Origin of the sequence: Nocardia acidivorans NBRC 108247, assembly GCF_001625085.1 — a bacterium.
Classification (GTDB): domain Bacteria; phylum Actinomycetota; class Actinomycetes; order Mycobacteriales; family Mycobacteriaceae; genus Nocardia; species Nocardia acidivorans.
This window is the reverse complement of sequence record NZ_BDAW01000017.1, coordinates 15,535-31,664: the sequence shown is the minus strand read 5'-3', so window position 1 is coordinate 31,664 and position 16,130 is coordinate 15,535. Positions and strand designations below refer to the sequence as shown.

The following is a 16,130-nucleotide window of genomic DNA, read 5'->3' as shown; positions in this document are numbered from 1 at the left end:
AGAGTCTGCGGCATGCGGATGACATCGGCGATTGTCACGGGGTCGATCCTCGCGCTGCTGCTGTCGGCCTGTGGGGGAAATAGTGATTCGGGCACCCCGAGCGGACCTCTGCGCCCACCCCCGAAGGTGGCCACGCTGGGTCCGTTCGTGGGCGAATGCGGCCACCTCACCGACGACGAAGTGCGCGATCTCGGCGGGCTCGGCTCCGTCTCCACGGTCTTCAAGAACGCGGTCGGCTGCAATTGGCAGGCCGCCGGAATGACCTCGGCGAGTGTGACTTTCGCCTCCTATCGGGGCAGCCCCATCGATCGGGAGAAGGCGTGGGTGGCCAGCGTCGGCCGCAATCCGCAGACCATCGACGTCGGCGGGAAGAAGGGCTTCCAGGCCCTGGACCCGCGCGGCAGCGTCTGCGATCTCGCGGTGCAACTCGACGACGACTTCTTCGAATGGTCCATGTCCTACGGCGTCTTCGGTGCGGGCAATCTGGGCAATCCCTGCGACCGCACCCACAAGATGGCCGAACTGACCGTGCAGAGGCTCGGATGAACCGGCGACTTCGCGGCGGCGCCGCCGCGCTCGCGGTGCTGGCGGCGGGCACCCTGCTCAGCGGTTGCGGCAAGACCGTGTCCGGTACCGCCCTGCCCGCGGGCGGCACCACCGACGGCGGCGGCAAGATCAATACCAATTTCGACAAACTGCTCCGCGAATGCGAAGTGGTCTCGACCGACGACATCGGCAAGACCGTCGGTGAAGGCACCTACGTGAGCCCCTCCTTCAACGGAGCGGTCTGTATGTGGGATCTGGCGGGCGGGACCGCCGGAAGCGGCATGGTGACCCTCAGTTGGTACGAGGAGGGCTCGCTCACCAATGAGAAATCCAATAACGACAGGCTCGGCTATATGACCAATGACATAGCCGTGCAGGGCCGCCGTTCGCTGGAGACCCATCGCCCCAATGACCCCGATTCGTGCGGCGTCAGCGCACCCGCCGCGGACACCGGGATCGTGGGCTGGTGGGTGAATTATCGGGCCGGTTCCAGCCATGGCGATCCGTGCGAAGCAGCCCGCAAGCTGGTGGAGTTGACCCTCAACCTTGCGCGATAACCGCTCTACCAGGCTCGGTTCCCGGACCCCTTTTTGCCCCCTGTAAAGGGTGCGGGTATCGTGGACCGCTGTGCCCGGAAGCATTCGGGCAGGTTTGTGCGCAGTACGTAGGCCAGCGAGAGCGGCTGACCGTTCCAGCGTGCCCGGATTCCGGACACCGCGCTGCGCATGACACGCCCGACCTCGTGGCGAGGAAATACCACGGGAACTGGGCGAAAAGCTCGAATGACAAAGACATGAAGTTCCAGACACCTGGTTACTAATAAGGAAAGCCGGTCTATGCCAACCATCAACCAGCTGGTCCGCAAGGGTCGTCGCGACAAGGTCGCCAAGACCAAGACTGCGGCCCTGAAGGGGAGCCCGCAGCGTCGTGGCGTGTGCACTCGCGTGTACACCACGACCCCGAAGAAGCCGAACTCCGCGCTGCGTAAGGTCGCGCGTGTTCGCCTGACCAGCGCGGTCGAGGTCACGGCGTACATCCCCGGTGAAGGCCACAACCTGCAGGAGCACTCGATGGTGCTCGTGCGCGGCGGTCGTGTGAAGGACCTCCCCGGTGTGCGCTACAAGATCATCCGCGGTTCGCTCGACACCCAGGGCGTGAAGAACCGCAAGCAGGCTCGCAGCCGCTACGGCGCCAAGAAGGAGAAGAGCTGATATGCCACGCAAGGGCCCCGCACCCAAGCGTCCGCTGATCAACGACCCGGTCTACGGGTCCCCGCTGGTCACTCAGCTGGTCAACAAGATCCTGCTGGACGGCAAGAAGTCCACCGCCGAGCGCATCGTCTACGGTGCCCTCGAGCAGGCGCGCGAGAAGACCGGCACCGATCCGGTCGTCACCCTCAAGCGTGCGCTGGACAACGTCAAGCCTTCTCTCGAGGTGAAGCCCCGCCGCGTCGGTGGCGCCACCTACCAGGTGCCGGTCGAGGTCCGTCCGGGCCGCGCCAACACCCTGGCGCTGCGCTGGCTGGTCAACTTCTCCCGCGCCCGTCGTGAGAAGACCATGGTCGAGCGCCTGGCCAACGAGCTCCTCGATGCCAGCAATGGCCTGGGCGCTTCGGTGAAGCGTCGCGAGGACACCCACAAGATGGCCGAGTCCAACCGGGCGTTCGCGCACTACCGCTGGTGATTGGGCGCCTGGCCCCTCCTCGTGGATGGTCCGGGCGTCGAGTCACAGTCCGGCGCGGCACGCATGCGCCGCGCCGGGCGTTGACACAGTGATGACCGCTGGAGAAGCCAGGGTCGTTCCCGAAGATCCCAACTAGCTACGAGCGGGGAAGATTTCCGTGGCACAGGACGTGCTCACCGACCTCAACAGGGTCCGCAACATCGGCATCATGGCGCATATCGATGCCGGTAAGACGACGACCACCGAACGCATCCTCTTCTACACCGGCATCACGTACAAGATCGGTGAGGTGCACGACGGTGCAGCCACCATGGACTGGATGGCCCAGGAGCAGGAACGCGGCATCACGATCACGTCGGCCGCGACGACCTGTTACTGGAACGACAACCAGATCAACATCATCGACACCCCCGGGCACGTCGACTTCACCGTCGAGGTGGAGCGTTCGCTCCGCGTCCTCGACGGCGCCGTCGCGGTGTTCGACGGTAAAGAAGGCGTTGAGCCGCAGTCCGAACAGGTGTGGCGTCAGGCCGACAAGTACGACGTCCCGCGCATTTGCTTCGTCAACAAGATGGACAAGCTGGGTGCGGACTTCTACTTCACCGTCCAGACCATCAAGGACCGCCTGGGCGCCCGCCCGCTGGTGATCCAGCTCCCGATCGGCGCCGAGGACACCTTCGAGGGCATCGTCGACCTGGTCGAGAACAACGCCAAGGTGTGGCGTGGCGAGACCAAGCTCGGCGAGCAGTACGAGGTCGTCGAGATCCCGGCCGACCTCAAGGAGCGCGCCGAGCAGTACCGTCAGGAACTGCTCGAGACCGTCGCCGAGTCGGACGAGGCGCTGCTGGAGAAGTTCTTCGGCGGTGAGGAGCTCTCGATCGAGGAGATCAAGGGCGCCATCCGCAAGATGACCGTCAACTCCGAGCTCTACCCGGTGCTGTGCGGTTCGGCGTTCAAGAACAAGGGCGTTCAGCCCATGCTCGACGCCGTCATCGATTACCTGCCCTCGCCGCTGGATGTCGAGTCTGTGTCGGGCCATGCGCCCAACAAGGAAGACGAGATCCTGGTCCGCAAGCCGTCCGTGGACGAGCCCTTCGCGGCCCTGGCGTTCAAGATCGCGACGCACCCGTTCTTCGGCAAGCTGACCTACGTCCGCGTCTACTCGGGCAAGGTCGACTCCGGTGCTCAGGTCGTCAACGCGACCAAGGGCAAGAAGGAGCGTCTGGGCAAGCTGTTCCAGATGCACTCCAACAAGGAGAACCCGGTTCCCGAGGCCGTTGCCGGTCACATCTACGCGGTCATCGGCCTGAAGGACACCACCACCGGTGACACCCTGTCCGACGCGCAGAACCAGATCGTGCTCGAGTCCATGACCTTCCCGGACCCGGTCATCCAGGTCGCGATCGAGCCCAAGACCAAGGCCGATCAGGAGAAGCTGGGCGGCGCGATCCAGAAGTTCGCCGAAGAGGATCCGACCTTCAATGTGAAGCTGGATCAGGAGACCGGCCAGACCATCATCGGTGGTATGGGCGAGCTCCAGCTCGACATCTACGTGGACCGCATGAAGCGCGAGTTCAAGGTCGAGGCGAACATCGGTAAGCCGCAGGTCGCGTACCGCGAGACGATCACCAAGGCCGTCGAGAAGTACGAGTACACCCACAAGAAGCAGACCGGTGGCTCGGGCCAGTTCGCCCGCGTGATCATCGCTCTGGCCCCGCTGGTCGATGCCGAGGACGGCGCGACCTACGAGTTCCAGAACAAGGTCACCGGTGGTCGCGTTCCGCGTGAGTACATCCCTTCGGTGGACGCCGGTATCCAGGACGCCATGCAGTACGGTGTGCTCGCCGGCTTCCCGCTGGTCAACGTGAGTGCCGCACTGCTCGATGGCGCCTACCACGAGGTCGACTCCTCGGAAATGGCGTTCAAGATCGCCGGTGCGATGGCCCTCAAGGAAGCGGCCCGCAAGGCCGGTCCGGTGATTCTCGAGCCGCTCATGGCGGTCGAGGTCATCACGCCCGAGGATTACATGGGCGAAGTGATCGGCGACCTGAACTCTCGCCGTGGCCAGATCCAGGCCATGGAGGAGCGCAGTGGTGCCCGTGTCGTCAAGGCGCTGGTTCCGCTTTCGGAGATGTTCGGCTACATCGGTGACCTGCGGTCCAAGACCCAGGGCCGGGCCAACTTCTCCATGGTGTTCAATTCGTACGCAGAGGTTCCGGCCAATGTGTCGAAGGAGATCATCGCCAAGGCGACCGGCGAATAAGTCGGTTTCCAGTTCGACCCCCTGTAATACAAACCGCACTGCTGCAAAAAAGCACGCACTAACTAGTCCAGGAGGACAACAGTGGCGAAGGCGAAGTTCGAGCGGACGAAGCCCCACGTCAACATCGGCACCATTGGTCACGTCGACCATGGCAAGACCACGCTGACCGCGGCGATCACCAAGGTGCTGGCTGACAAGTACCCGGATCTGAACGCGGCCTTCGCGTTCGACCAGATCGACAAGGCTCCGGAGGAGAAGGCTCGTGGTATCACGATCAACATCTCCCACGTCGAGTACCAGACCGAGAAGCGTCACTACGCCCACGTCGACGCCCCGGGCCACGCTGACTACATCAAGAACATGATCACCGGTGCGGCCCAGATGGATGGCGCCATCCTCGTGGTCGCCGCCACCGATGGCCCGATGCCCCAGACTCGCGAGCACGTGCTGCTCGCGCGTCAGGTCGGCGTGCCCTACATCCTGGTCGCGCTGAACAAGTCGGACATGGTCGACGACGAGGAAATCCTCGAGCTGGTCGAGATGGAGGTCCGCGAACTGCTGGCCGCCCAGGAGTTCGACGAGGATGCGCCGGTCGTGCGCGTCTCCGGTCTGAAGGCGCTCGAGGGCGACCCGAAGTGGACCGAGTCCATCGTCGAGCTGATGAACGCGGTCGACGAGTCCATCCCGGACCCGGTTCGTGAGACCGAGAAGCCGTTCCTCATGCCGATCGAGGACGTGTTCACCATCACCGGTCGTGGCACCGTCGTCACCGGTCGTATCGAGCGCGGCATCATCAACGTGAACGAGGAAGTCGAGATCGTCGGCATTCGTGAGAAGACCACGAAGACCACGATCACCGGCATCGAGATGTTCCGTAAGCTGCTCGACAACGGCCAGGCGGGCGACAACGTCGGTCTGCTGGTTCGTGGCATCAAGCGTGAAGATGTCGAGCGCGGCCAGGTCGTCGTGAAGCCGGGCACCACCACTCCGCACACGGAGTTCGAGGGCCAGGCGTACATCCTGTCGAAGGACGAGGGCGGCCGCCACACCCCGTTCTTCAACAACTACCGCCCGCAGTTCTACTTCCGCACCACGGACGTGACCGGCGTCGTTACCCTCCCCGAGGGCACCGAGATGGTCATGCCCGGCGACAACACCGAGATGAGCGTCAAGCTCATCCAGCCGGTCGCCATGGAAGAGGGCCTGCGTTTCGCGATCCGTGAGGGTGGCCGCACCGTCGGTGCCGGTCGCGTCACCAAGATCAACAAGTAAGACTTAGCTCTTACCGAAAGGGCCGTTCCCCCCGCGGGGAGCGGCCCTTTTCGCTGTCTGCGAGACTGTGCCCGTGCGTTCTCCGCTGACCCTCGCCGCCGCCCAGCTCCCGTGTGTCCCCGGCGATATCGACAAGAATGTGGCGTCGCACGTCGCGGTGCTCGCCGAGGCGGCCGCATCGGGTGCGCGCCTGGTGCTCTTCACCGAGTTGTCGCTGGTCGGTTACGAACTCGGGCTGATCGCCGCGAATCTTCCGGAACTGGCTGTGCAAGAGGGTGATTCGCGTCTGGGCCCGTTGCGGGCGGCATGCGCTCGGTACGGGGTGTATGCCGTGGTCGGCGCGGTGCTTCCGGTCGACGGCGGATATACGCTGTCCGCCTTGGTCTTCGATGATCAGGGTGCTGTACGCCTCAGCTACGCCAAACATCACCTGCACGGTATCGAGAACGAAATGTTCATCCCCGGAACGGATTTCGGCCTTTTCGAACTCGACGGTCATCGGCTCGGCCTGGCCATCTGCGCGGATCTGAACTATCCGGAGCATGCCGCGGGCACCGTGGCCGCGGGCGCGGAGATCTATCTGGCCGGTGCGCTGTACCTGTCCGGCAAACAGGCCCGCCGCGATCTCCACCTGAGTTCGCGTGCGGCCGAGAATAATTGCTGGACAGTGCTTTCCGCGTACACCGGGGAATTCGAAGGCAATGCCACCACGGGTGGCAGTGGCGTCTGGTCGCCGGATGGTGTGCTGTGCGCCCGCGCGGAACCGGATGCCTCCCATCTGGTCTTCACGGTGCCGGATCAGTCCTGGTCGCCATCGGATTCCGCGCGGCCGTAGATGGGGTCGCCGTTCTCGTCTATCCAGTCGTTGACAGCGGTGCCTGAGACCATGCCGTCGGTGCCGGGCAGGATGGCGGTGGGTCGCCCCGTTTCGTAGGACGCGGCCATTTCGGCGGCTTGCCGGCGATGCTCGTCGGTTATCTCCGGCTCGGGGATGGTCGGGCGCGGCTCCTCGTTTTCCGTTGTGCTCATGGGGGAGACGTGCCCGGTGGGGCGGTGGGCAAACGTCAGGGGGCGGGGATGGTGCCGAGTGGTTGTGCGGTCGCGCCGAGCAGGCGGCCGGAGTCGAAGGCGGCCGCGGCGGCGGGCATGGTGCCGGGGCGATTGCTGGTCAGGACGCGGGTGGTGGCGGTGCCGGCGGTGGGGCGGCCCAGGGCGTCCATGCGGCGCAGGGTCTGCGCGGCAACGGCTTCGGCGCTGTCGAAGACGCGGATACCCGCCGGGAGGGCGGCGAGAATGGCATCGATGACCAGGGGATAGTGGGTGCAGCCGAGCACGATGCCCTCGGTGTCGGCGGGGGTGCGGGCGGCGGCGCCCGCGATGGCCTCGGTGATGGCGGGCAGATCGCCGCGGTCGATGGCATCGGCGAGGCCGTGGCAGGCGACGCCGGTGATCTCGGCATCGCCGCCGAAGCGGGCGATGAGGTCGGCCTGATAGGCGCTGGCGGTGGTGGCCGCGGTCGCCCAGACGGCTACCCGCCGGCACGCGGCGGCGGCGGGTTTGATGGCGGGCACCGTGCCGATCACCGGAACGCCCGGTCCGACCTCGGCGCGCAGCGGCTTCAGCGCGGTGACGCTGGCCGTATTACAGGGCACCACAATGACTTCCGCGCCTTCGCGCAGGGAGGCGCGGGCGGTGTCGAGCACGCGGTCGATGACCCACTGCTCGGGTTTGGGCCCCCAGGGCGCGCCGTCGGGGTCCATTTGCAGCAGCAGATCGATATCGGGGCGCAGTGTGCGCAACCACGCCCCCGTGGGCAGCATCCCCAGTCCGGAATCAATGAGCGCGACGATCACAGCTGTCACGGTAGTGAAAGGTCCGCCGAACTCGCGAACCGCGGGTCCGGATCGCGGCTTTACCCGGGAGGTAATTGGGTTCGGGTCGCGCCGGTTCTAGCGTTCGAAGGGGCCGCCGGGCGCGGCGGCCGCTTCGAACGAAGGAGTGTCTCGTGTCCGCCTACGGCTTCGCGCACCTGCGGGATCGGCGTCCGCATCCGGAGATCCTGGAGTACCTGGAGCGAATTCAGGGCACCCTGGATCCGTTCGGGGGCCGGTTCGTCATTCACGGCCCGCCGGTGGAGGTGGTGGAGGGGATTTGGCCGGGCAGCATGGTGTTGCTGGAGTTCCCGACCATGGATCAGGCCCGGGCCTGGTACCGCTCGCCCGCATATCAAGAGATCTTGCCTTTGCGCACCGATCACGTCGACGGTGACCTGCTCTTGATCGAGGGCGTCGGCCCGGACTACGACCCCCGCGAGCGCGCCGCCAAGCTCCGCGCGCCGTCGCTGCCGGGCTGAGCAGATCCTCCCGTCATCCCGGCATGTTTTCGGCCGGGATCCACATCCGCTGTGCTCCAGCGATTTCGGTGGATTCCGGCCGACAGTGCGCCGGAATGCCGGGCTGGCTCAGCCGACCGGCGATTGGTGCGTGGCCGCGAGCTCACCGCGCATCTTCATGACCTTGCCGGTCATGCCCGCGCCGACCACGGCGACGAGTGTGCCGTCGCGGAACAGGTGGGCCAGGAATTTGCGCCCCTTGTCCTCGACGATGCGCACCTCGTCGGCGAGCGCGGGGGTGCCGAGCACCTGGATCTTCACGTCGTATTGATCGCTCCACACGTACGGAACCCGCACGGCGGCAGGCGGTTCGGTGCCGACCAGGGCGGCGGCGAGCAGTTGCGCCTGTTCGCCCGCATTGGTCCAGTGTTCGACCCGCCGGTTGCGTCCGGTGTCGTGCAACCAGGCCGCCACATCGCCGATCGCCCACACGCCGTCCACACTCGTGCGCCCGACCTCGTCGGTGAGTACGCCGCCGCCGTCGGCGGGTGCGGCCAGCGGGATGCCGGAGTCGGCGAGCCATTCGGTGACCGGGATCGACCCGACGCCGATCACTACCAGATCGGCCTCGACCACACTGCCGTCGCCGAGCCGGACACCGCGTACTTCGGGCCGTGAATCATCCTGTGCCGCAGTCGAATTGCCTTCCTCGACCAGCAGCGCCTCGACGCCGACGCCGCAGCGCACATCCACGCCTTCCTCGGTGTGCATGCGTGCCACGAGTGCGCCGATCTCGGTGCCGAGGGCGGCGGCCAGGGGAGTGGGCTGGGGTTCGACCAGCGTCACCTCGACCCCGCGCGCCCGGAAGCTCGCCGCGAGTTCGCAGCCGATGAATCCCGCGCCGACCACGACGGCCCGGCTCGCTGTCGCGAGGTGTTGACGCATACCGTCGGCGTCCTTGTGGGTGCGCAGCACGTGGACGCCCGCGGCGTCCGGGAAGCTGGAAATGCGCCGGGGCCGCAGTCCGGTGGCGATGATCAGCCGGTCGTAGCCCAGGCGCTCGCCGGTGCTCAGGGTGACCTGCCGGGCTTCGGTGTCGACACCGGTGGCGGCGACCCCGAGCCGCAGGTCGATGCGGTTTTCGGTGAAGAATTCGGCGGGCCGCAGTGCGGTGTCGTCGGTTTCGCCGCGGACGAACTGTTTGGACAGCGGCGGCCGGTCGTAGGGTGCGCGGTTCTCGTCGCCGAGGAGGGTGAGTTCCCCTTCGTAACCTGCGCGTCGCAGTTCCTCGGCGGTCCGCAGTCCGGCGAGTCCGGCGCCGACAATTAGAACGTGTTCTACCGAGTGCGACATGCAGCTCACCATATCGGTTCCGCAGGGGCCTTGACGCTGTGTCACGCGCCACATCCGATCAGGTGCTGAATCGTAGCCGAGTATTTATTGATCGGGCGGTCAATCAGGACTAAACCGGAAAGTAGGACATATCCTCAGCCCTTAGGAGGCATCTCATGTTCACCGAAAGCCGTACCCACGCGGTGACCGTCATCCTCGGCGCCGTCGCCGCCCTGTCGCCCCTGTGGGTCGATCACAATGACAAGGGCCTGTGGTCCCTGGTCGTGCTCGGCGTGCTGATCGCCCTCACCGGTCTGGGCCTGATCGGTGACCTGTTCGGCGGTATCGCCGACTACGCCCTCGTTCTGCTGGGCGCACTGCTGTTCATCTCCCCCTGGGTGATGGACTTCGACTCCTACAGCGGGGCCTCCTGGACCGCATGGGTCGTCGGCGCGTTGAGCGTGGTCATGGCGCTGTCCGCCATGCCCGCGGTGACGGGACGTCTGCACCTGGGTGCCAGCCACTGATGCAGATGCGTCGACCGGGAGCGGGGCGCCGCCGGACCAGGAAGCTGGACGGCGACGCCCGTCAGCTCATTCTCGACGCCGCGGAAAAGCTTTTCGCGGCACAGGGATTCGATGCGACCCCGACGGCCGCCATTGCCGCGGCCGCCGAGGTCCCCAAGGGTTTGGTCTTCTATTACTTCCCCACCAAGGATGCGATTCTGTCGGCGCTGATGGCCGAGCGCGTTCCGTCGCAGCCCATCGACGACATCGATTCGCTGGTGGCGCCGGGTGATCCGGTGAAGAGCCTGGTGAATCTGGATGCGGCGCTGAATCTTCGCGATACCCGCTCCGGGGTGCTGCGGGTGATCATGTGGCGCGAGGCGGATACGCATCCGGATGTGCGTAAACAATTGCGGCGCATGCGCGATCAAATGCTCGACATCACCGCCCGGGTATTGCAGGCGAGCGCGCCGGATCCGGTGCAGCCCAATACATTGCGAGCGTGCGCGGCGGCCTTCGTCTCGGCCATGTTCGCGATCGCGAGTACCGATCGATTGCACGCGCTCGACGGGCTGACCCTGCCGACCTCCGAGGAGATCGTCCATGTGGCGCAGGTGGTGGCGGCGGGTATGACGCAGCTCGGCTGATGGCCGGATGGCCGCTGCACAAGGTCAGACTGATCAGCGCGGGGTGCGCGATCGTCGCCGGAACACCCACGGCCTCCGGGCCGGCGATGGCGGCGGCGATCGGCCTGGAGCGCGAGTGTCCGGATCGGCTGCCGATCAGTAAGCGGATGAATCAGCTCGGGGCTGGCGGCGCGCAATGCCATGGCCGACGGCTGCGCCAATGAGATCATGGCGATCGGCGCGGGGCACCGTGCGCGTGAGTTCGCCGCCGGCGCCTCGATGATCGATGATCCGGGGGTGCGGAAGGTGTTGCGGGCGGACAGTCTGGAGCTGTTCGACGGTGTGCCGAATATGCCGGTGTTCGAGTGGCATTCGCCGAGTAATCCGCTGATTCCGGTGGATGCGATTGTCAATACCGATCGGCGCTATTGCGCCGCCGGGGTGCGGTTGCAGAGGGATATGAACGCCTCACCCCGAACATCTCTTCGCCGCGGTGCTCGGTATGCCGTCGGCACTGGCCTGGGTGGATGCGCGTTTACGGGGTGAAACCGCCCCGCCGAATTGCTGATTGCCGTCAATCCCCCAATACCGTTGCTCGTGAATCGCTTTGGCCGCGGCCCGACTCGCATGGGCCGCGGCGGCACGGTAAGAATGTCGCCCATGGATGCCGATTTCACCACCGGGTTGGGTTCGTCCCAGAACTCCCGCCAGGAGAGCTACCGCCTCACCCACCCGGAGGGCTCCGACCAGGGCTCCTCCGCCAATCCGGTGCTGACCGGCATCGACACCGGCTCGTCGGCGGCCCTGGGCCGCACCGCCCTGGATCAGCCCGAGCATCCGGTGCAGTGGTCATCGCCGATGACACGCCGCACCAATGAATCCGACTCGCCGCAGCGGCGTTCGGTCCAGGATTTCGCGGCCGCCCCGCGCCTGTCCACCCCGGAGGTGGATACGCCCGCGCGGCGTTCGGTGCAGGACTTCGACGCCGTACCCTCCTTCACCGTCGAATACACCTCGGCGACCAATGGCCATTCGGGCCTGAACGGGCACGCGGTCGCCGAGTCCGATTCGCGGCGCACCACACAGGATCTCGAATCCTCCCGGCGCGCCGCCCAGGATTTGGAAGCCTCACTGCGCCGTGCCGCCGAGTTGGAGGCCGCCGTGCGCCGGGTCGCGACCGAGCCGGAGCCCGAACAGCGCCTGTCCGGTCCGGCGGGGGAGTCGGCCGGATACCTGTCCGCTCCGCCCGTGGAGTCCGCCGGGTTCCCGTCCGCCGAATCCGCGCCGCGCCTGTCCGGTCCGGCAGTCGAGTCCGCGGTGCGTCTGTCGGCTCCGGCCGCCGAACCGGCCGCGCGCCTTCCGCTTCCGGACGCCGAACCCGTCTCGCACCGGGCCGCTTCGGGAGGTGATGCGCCCGCGCATCGCTCCCTGTCCGATCTGAGCTCGTGGTCGAGTCATACCGCCATGGAGCAGAGCTCCTCGGGACATGAAGTGCGCGAATCGAATTCGTCCGCGCGCCGTTCCGCCCCGGAATCGAGCTCGGCGAATTCCACCTCGCATCGTGCCGCGCCGGAGTCGAACTCGGTCTCGCATCACGCTGCTCCCGAGGCGAATTCGTCCTCCGGCCGCCGGGCCGCCCCGGAACCCGAACTGCTACAACCGGATCCGATCGCCGGGGTTGCGCGGTCCCGGGAGTTTCGAGCCGAGAACGCTCCCGCTATCGATCTGCACCACATCATGCGACTGCTGGTGGCCAGTCATGATCTGGATGTGGCCGCACAGGCAGCCGAGGCGGGCGAGGGTTCGATCGAGAAGCTGGCGCAGGCCGCGCGCCGGACCCGCGGCGCGGCGGTGGATCTGGTCGCCGCCTGGTACGGCGGTCCGGATCACATGCGCAGATTCGGCGAGGTGCTGTTACAGGCCGCGGCTGAAACCGCTTGACGCCGAGCGCGTTCGGTACGCGATCACACCGCCGGTTGTACCCCGGGGTGATGGGAGCAGGTGCCGTGACGGTTCGGCTGAATGAACAATTGCCGTCCCCACGAATACCCGGCCGCGATTACCGCGTTCGGCGTGGGGGCGAGGGCGTGTCGGTGGGGTGCTCGATCATGGCGGCGTGACCGGTGAATTGACCGCGGCGGCGGTGCGGGCGGAATTGGCGAAGGTGGCCGATGCGGGGGATGCGGTGCACCTGCAACGGTTTTTCAAGACCGGCCCGGGTGAATACGGCGAGGGCGATGTCTTCCTCGGTGTGCGGGTGCCCAAGACGCGGGCGGTGGTGAAGTCGTTCGCCGGAATGCCGCTCGCGGAGATCGATCTATTGCTGGACAGCGCGGTGCATGAGCATCGATTGGCCGGGTTGGTGATTCTGAATGCGGAGATGGCGCGGGCCGGGCGCGAACGCGGTGCGAATGTGGCGGCGCAGCAACGGATCGTGGAGTTGTATCTGGCGGCGGTGCGGCGCGGGCGGGTGAACAACTGGGATCTGGTGGATGCCTCGGCGGAGTTCATTCTGGGTCCGTGGTTGCTGGAGCGGCCACGGGATCCGCTATTCGAGTTGGCGGACGCGGATTCGCTCTGGGAGCGCCGGGTGGCGCTGCTGACGACTTTCGCCTTCATCAAGGCCGGTGATACCACCACGACCCTGGAACTGTGTGAGCGATTCCTGGCCGATAGGCGCGATCTGATCCAGAAGGCCGTGGGCTGGATGCTGCGTGAAATCGGTAAGCGGGTGGATCCCGCGATTCTCACCGGATTTCTGGATTCGCATGCGCCCGCTATGGGCCGGACAGCTTTGAGCTACGCCACAGAACACCTGACTTCGGAGCGGCGAGCGCACTACAGATCGCTGCGCTGAGCTGGGTGATCGGCGAAATGCGTGGCAGCGGCGCGCACGGGGCAATCTATCTGTTCATTTTCAGTTAAGTTTACGTTAACCTAGCGCAATCATTCTGTGACTTGTCAAGAACAGACCGCACGTTCGGTTATAGCCGGACCTACTCGACCTCCATGCGGAATCTTCGCGGTCCGAGTTGCCCGCCGGCGGCGGTGTTCACAATACGAGTCAGCAGGTCACCAGATTGCGAAAACTGTTCCCCCTAGCCGTCCTCGCCGCGCTCACCGTGGCCCCCGTCGCCACCGCGCACGCCGATGCCCCGGGTGTGCCCGCGGAGCTGCAGCAGCCCGTCGCACAGGCGCAGCAGTTCGCCCGCACGCTGCCCGAGCCGCAGCAGGATCAGATCCGGCAGTACGTGCAGACGCTGCCCGCGCCGTACTCGGATCTGCTGCCGCCGACCTTCGCCGATGATCTCGACGGCTGGATCAAGAACGCCCTCTACGTGATGGGCAAGAACAACATCCCGGGCGATTACGACAGCATCTTCCGGAACATCATCCGCGAGTCCGGTGGCAATCCGCGCGCCATCAACCTCTACGACTCGAACGCGGCCGCGGGCATCCCGTCCAAGGGCCTGCTCCAGGTGATCGACCCGACCTTCCAGGCGTACCACGTGGAGGGCACCTCCTGGGACATCTACGACCCGGTCGCGAACATCACCGCGGCGTGCAACTACGCCGCGCACCGCTACGGCACCATCGCCAACGTCTTCTCGGCGTACTGAGGGCTGAGTGGCTGAGCGCCACAAAGCATTCGGCCGTCGTGTCGGGAATACGACGGCCGAATCCCGTTCGGTTCAGAACTGGATCTTCAGGCGATCAGCCGTCGGGCGCGCCTGGCAGCCCAGGATGTAGCCGTTGGCGATATCCTCCGGGTCGAGGATCTCGGCATTCTCCATCTCGACGGTCCCCTCGACCACGGTGCAGGCGCACGACCCGCATTCACCCTCGAGGCAGGAGTAGGGCACGTCCAGACCCTTGGACAGCATGATGTCCACCAGCGTCTGGCTGCGCGGCCAGCTGAGTTCGTGTGTCTCCCCGTCGAGTTCGACCTCGACGGTGGCCGCGTCGGCGGCCTCCTCCGCGCTGATCTCGGCCGGTGCGGTATCGGCGAAGGGGTCACCCGAGAGCGAGTTGAACACCTCGGCATGAGTTCGATTGCGCGGCACCTCGTTCTGGGCGAGCGCGTCGTGCACCCGATCCATGAACGGCTTGGGCCCGCACATGAACGCCTCGTATTTGGCGTAGGGCGCGGTGAGGGTGGCGAGCGCGTCGGCGGTCGGCAATCCCTGCAGCGGCTCGAGCCAGTGGATGACGGTGAGCCGCTGCGGATTCTTGTCCGCGAGTTCGCGCAGCTCCGCGGCGAAGATGACCGATTCGGCATCGCGGTTGGCGTACACCACCACGATGCGCCCGCTGCCCCGCGCGAGCGCGGACTTCAGGATCGACATGACCGGGGTGACACCGGAGCCCGCCGCGAACAGCAGCAGATCCTCGTCGAGGTTCTTGGGTGTGAAAACGCCTGAGGGCGGCAGTACTTCGATCTCGCTGCCCGCGACGAGGTTGTCGCACACCCAGTTCGAGCCGTAGCCGTCCACGGTGCGCTTGACGGTCACCTTGGGCTTGTCGTCGGTATGCGGTGAGCTGGCGAGCGAGTAGCAGCGCGCCACGGACCCGGTCAGGTCGCTGGGAATGCGCAGGGTCAGGAATTGGCCCGGCTGGTAGCTGAAGCGTTCGCGCAAGTCCTCTGGGACGTCGAATACCAGCGATACCGAATCGGCCGTCTCGTTGATGACCGCTGAGACTCGCAGCACCACAGACCGCGAGCTGTGCGGTACGTCGACGGTGGTCATAGTGTCCTCTCGAACCCGGCGCGGTGTGGGGTCCCGGCCCAGTGTGCCCAAACTAGAACATGTTCTAGTTTCACTATACGTGGCTGTCTCGCTGCCGGACAAGCTGAGCCTCGAGTCCGGCCACCAGCACATCCATCGAGAAGTCGTACGAGTACTTCCCGCGCAGGTCGCCCAGGTGCTTGATGGCGCGCTCCACGGCCTCGGGCAGCACCCGGTCCTGCAGTGCCCCGCGATCACGCGGATTCACCTTGCTGCGACCGAACAGGTAGGTGTGGATGGTCGCGTACGCGGCCAGCACATTGCGCTCGTCGAATCCGGCATCGAAGAGTATCTCCATCACCGCGGCGATGAGATCGAGCTGTTTGCCGAGCATCTGCTCGATCAGCACATCGCCGAGTCCGGGATGGCGGCGCAATTTCTCGTCGATCTGATCGATGAGATCGCGCAGTCGCATTTGCCACGGCCCGAATTCCGGTGGCTGCTTGCGCACTCCGGTGAGTGCGGCGGTGGCGACCAGGTCGAGTAGCTCGCGTTTGTCCGCGACGTAGTAATACGGGGCCATCGGGGAGACGCCGAGTTCGCGGGACAGACGGCGCATGGAGAGTTTCTCCACCCCGTCCTGTCGAACCACCCGCAGTGCCGCTTCGACGATCTCTGCTTCGGAGAGAGTGTTACTCCCGCCCCCGCTTGTCTGCATACGTCCGACTCCCATACCACCTCGACCACTCATCGGTGGGCATCGTGGGACCGGATTCGAAGTCCCCTGCCTGTTCACCTGCCGGTTTTTCTGCCTCCGCAGTCTAGAGCGCCGTATGTCGGAGC

At 65.8% G+C, this 16,130-nt stretch carries 19 protein-coding genes; 14 read left to right on the top strand and 5 right to left on the bottom strand.

The window, feature by feature from the left end; genetic code table 11:
• The first annotated feature begins 12 nt into the window (after positions 1-12).
• The 7 genes from NA10_RS11075 (at position 13) to NA10_RS11045 (ending at position 6,599) form a co-directional block, all read left to right on the top strand.
• Positions 13-546 carry a DUF3558 domain-containing protein gene (locus NA10_RS11075; protein ID WP_067566914.1) on the top strand — a complete coding sequence of 178 codons (534 nt, stop codon included), beginning with the start codon at positions 13-15 and terminating at the stop codon, positions 544-546.
• The gene (locus NA10_RS11070; RefSeq protein ID WP_067566912.1) at positions 543-1,103 is read left to right on the top strand and encodes a DUF3558 domain-containing protein; all 561 of its coding nucleotides are present in this window, start codon (positions 543-545) and stop codon (positions 1,101-1,103) included. Before NA10_RS11075 ends, NA10_RS11070 begins: the two co-directional genes overlap by 4 nt.
• Before the next feature lie 279 nt (positions 1,104-1,382).
• The gene (gene rpsL, locus NA10_RS11065; RefSeq protein WP_014353064.1) at positions 1,383-1,757 is read left to right on the top strand and encodes a 30S ribosomal protein S12; all 375 of its coding nucleotides are present in this window, start codon (positions 1,383-1,385) and stop codon (positions 1,755-1,757) included.
• A gap of 1 nt (position 1,758) precedes the next feature.
• The gene (rpsG, locus tag NA10_RS11060; RefSeq protein ID WP_014353063.1) at positions 1,759-2,229 is read left to right on the top strand and encodes a 30S ribosomal protein S7; all 471 of its coding nucleotides are present in this window, start codon (positions 1,759-1,761) and stop codon (positions 2,227-2,229) included.
• Positions 2,230-2,386: 157 nt separating this feature from the next.
• On the top strand, positions 2,387-4,492 hold the full coding sequence (gene fusA / locus NA10_RS11055) for an elongation factor G (protein ID WP_067566910.1): 2,106 nt from the start codon (positions 2,387-2,389) through the stop codon (positions 4,490-4,492).
• A gap of 81 nt (positions 4,493-4,573) precedes the next feature.
• Positions 4,574-5,764, top strand: a complete 1,191-nt coding sequence (gene tuf, locus NA10_RS11050; protein ID WP_067566908.1) for an elongation factor Tu — start codon at positions 4,574-4,576, stop codon at positions 5,762-5,764.
• Between the two features lie 73 nt (positions 5,765-5,837).
• On the top strand, positions 5,838-6,599 hold the full coding sequence (locus tag NA10_RS11045) for a carbon-nitrogen hydrolase family protein (RefSeq protein ID WP_067567087.1): 762 nt from the start codon (positions 5,838-5,840) through the stop codon (positions 6,597-6,599).
• Here NA10_RS11045 and NA10_RS11040 read toward each other — a convergent pair.
• Together NA10_RS11040 and NA10_RS11035 are read right to left on the bottom strand one after the other, a co-directional pair.
• Positions 6,563-6,793 (bottom strand): hypothetical protein, encoded by a 231-nt coding sequence (locus NA10_RS11040; protein WP_067566906.1) that lies wholly within the window; start codon positions 6,791-6,793, stop codon positions 6,563-6,565. The genes NA10_RS11045 and NA10_RS11040 overlap by 37 nt on opposite strands.
• A 35-nt stretch (positions 6,794-6,828) precedes the next feature.
• Positions 6,829-7,617, bottom strand: coding sequence for a glutamate racemase (locus tag NA10_RS11035; RefSeq protein ID WP_067566904.1), 789 nt, complete (start codon positions 7,615-7,617; stop codon positions 6,829-6,831).
• A 152-nt stretch (positions 7,618-7,769) separates the two neighbouring features.
• Here NA10_RS11035 and NA10_RS11030 point away from each other — a divergent pair, with 152 nt between their 5' ends.
• Positions 7,770-8,117 carry a DUF1330 domain-containing protein gene (locus tag NA10_RS11030; RefSeq protein ID WP_067566902.1) on the top strand — a complete coding sequence of 116 codons (348 nt, stop codon included), beginning with the start codon at positions 7,770-7,772 and terminating at the stop codon, positions 8,115-8,117.
• 108 nt (positions 8,118-8,225) lie between these two features.
• Here NA10_RS11030 and NA10_RS11025 read toward each other — a convergent pair whose 3' ends face one another.
• On the bottom strand, positions 8,226-9,449 hold the full coding sequence (locus NA10_RS11025) for an NAD(P)/FAD-dependent oxidoreductase (protein ID WP_067566900.1): 1,224 nt from the start codon (positions 9,447-9,449) through the stop codon (positions 8,226-8,228).
• 155 nt (positions 9,450-9,604) lie between these two features.
• Between NA10_RS11025 and NA10_RS11020 the strand changes: the two genes are divergently transcribed.
• The 6 genes from NA10_RS11020 to NA10_RS38585 all read left to right on the top strand — a co-directional run bounded on the left by NA10_RS11020 (position 9,605) and on the right by NA10_RS38585 (position 14,180).
• Positions 9,605-9,955, top strand: a complete 351-nt coding sequence (locus NA10_RS11020) for an SPW repeat protein (protein WP_067566898.1) — start codon at positions 9,605-9,607, stop codon at positions 9,953-9,955.
• 5 nt (positions 9,956-9,960) lie between these two features.
• Entirely contained in the window at positions 9,961-10,581 is a 621-nt protein-coding gene (locus NA10_RS11015) for a TetR/AcrR family transcriptional regulator (RefSeq protein ID WP_067567085.1), read from the top strand.
• Positions 10,582-10,761: 180 nt separating this feature from the next.
• Positions 10,762-11,106: a lipase family protein gene (locus NA10_RS38590; RefSeq protein WP_067566894.1), complete on the top strand. Its 345-nt coding sequence runs from the start codon at positions 10,762-10,764 to the stop codon at positions 11,104-11,106.
• 114 nt (positions 11,107-11,220) lie between these two features.
• Positions 11,221-12,501 (top strand): hypothetical protein, encoded by a 1,281-nt coding sequence (locus tag NA10_RS11000; protein WP_067566892.1) that lies wholly within the window; start codon positions 11,221-11,223, stop codon positions 12,499-12,501.
• Between the two features lie 175 nt (positions 12,502-12,676).
• On the top strand, positions 12,677-13,417 hold the full coding sequence (locus NA10_RS10995) for a DNA alkylation repair protein (RefSeq protein WP_067567083.1): 741 nt from the start codon (positions 12,677-12,679) through the stop codon (positions 13,415-13,417).
• A 223-nt stretch (positions 13,418-13,640) separates the two neighbouring features.
• Positions 13,641-14,180: a transglycosylase SLT domain-containing protein gene (locus NA10_RS38585; RefSeq protein WP_245677144.1), complete on the top strand. Its 540-nt coding sequence runs from the start codon at positions 13,641-13,643 to the stop codon at positions 14,178-14,180.
• A 72-nt stretch (positions 14,181-14,252) separates the two neighbouring features.
• Here NA10_RS38585 and NA10_RS10985 read toward each other — a convergent pair whose 3' ends face one another.
• Together NA10_RS10985 and mftR2 are read right to left on the bottom strand one after the other, a co-directional pair.
• Positions 14,253-15,308, bottom strand: a complete 1,056-nt coding sequence (locus tag NA10_RS10985) for a ferredoxin--NADP reductase (protein WP_067566887.1) — start codon at positions 15,306-15,308, stop codon at positions 14,253-14,255.
• Between the two features lie 73 nt (positions 15,309-15,381).
• On the bottom strand, positions 15,382-16,005 hold the full coding sequence (gene mftR2, locus NA10_RS10980; protein ID WP_084514526.1) for a mycofactocin system transcriptional regulator MftR2: 624 nt from the start codon (positions 16,003-16,005) through the stop codon (positions 15,382-15,384).
• Positions 16,006-16,130 lie beyond the last annotated feature (125 nt).

Coding starts and splice junctions, on each gene's coding strand:
- NA10_RS11075 (WP_067566914.1), top strand. CDS start 13: ATGCGGATGACATCGGCGATTGTCACGGGGTCGATCCTCGCGCTGCTG.
- NA10_RS11070 (WP_067566912.1), top strand. CDS start 543: ATGAACCGGCGACTTCGCGGCGGCGCCGCCGCGCTCGCGGTGCTGGCG.
- rpsL (WP_014353064.1), top strand. CDS start 1,383: ATGCCAACCATCAACCAGCTGGTCCGCAAGGGTCGTCGCGACAAGGTC.
- rpsG (WP_014353063.1), top strand. CDS start 1,759: ATGCCACGCAAGGGCCCCGCACCCAAGCGTCCGCTGATCAACGACCCG.
- NA10_RS11040 (WP_067566906.1), bottom strand. CDS start 6,793: ATGAGCACAACGGAAAACGAGGAGCCGCGCCCGACCATCCCCGAGCCG.
- NA10_RS11025 (WP_067566900.1), bottom strand. CDS start 9,449: ATGTCGCACTCGGTAGAACACGTTCTAATTGTCGGCGCCGGACTCGCC.
- NA10_RS11020 (WP_067566898.1), top strand. CDS start 9,605: ATGTTCACCGAAAGCCGTACCCACGCGGTGACCGTCATCCTCGGCGCC.
- NA10_RS11015 (WP_067567085.1), top strand. CDS start 9,961: ATGCGTCGACCGGGAGCGGGGCGCCGCCGGACCAGGAAGCTGGACGGC.
- NA10_RS38590 (WP_067566894.1), top strand. CDS start 10,762: ATGGCCGACGGCTGCGCCAATGAGATCATGGCGATCGGCGCGGGGCAC.
- NA10_RS11000 (WP_067566892.1), top strand. CDS start 11,221: ATGGATGCCGATTTCACCACCGGGTTGGGTTCGTCCCAGAACTCCCGC.
- NA10_RS10985 (WP_067566887.1), bottom strand. CDS start 15,308: ATGACCACCGTCGACGTACCGCACAGCTCGCGGTCTGTGGTGCTGCGA.
- mftR2 (WP_084514526.1), bottom strand. CDS start 16,005: ATGCAGACAAGCGGGGGCGGGAGTAACACTCTCTCCGAAGCAGAGATC.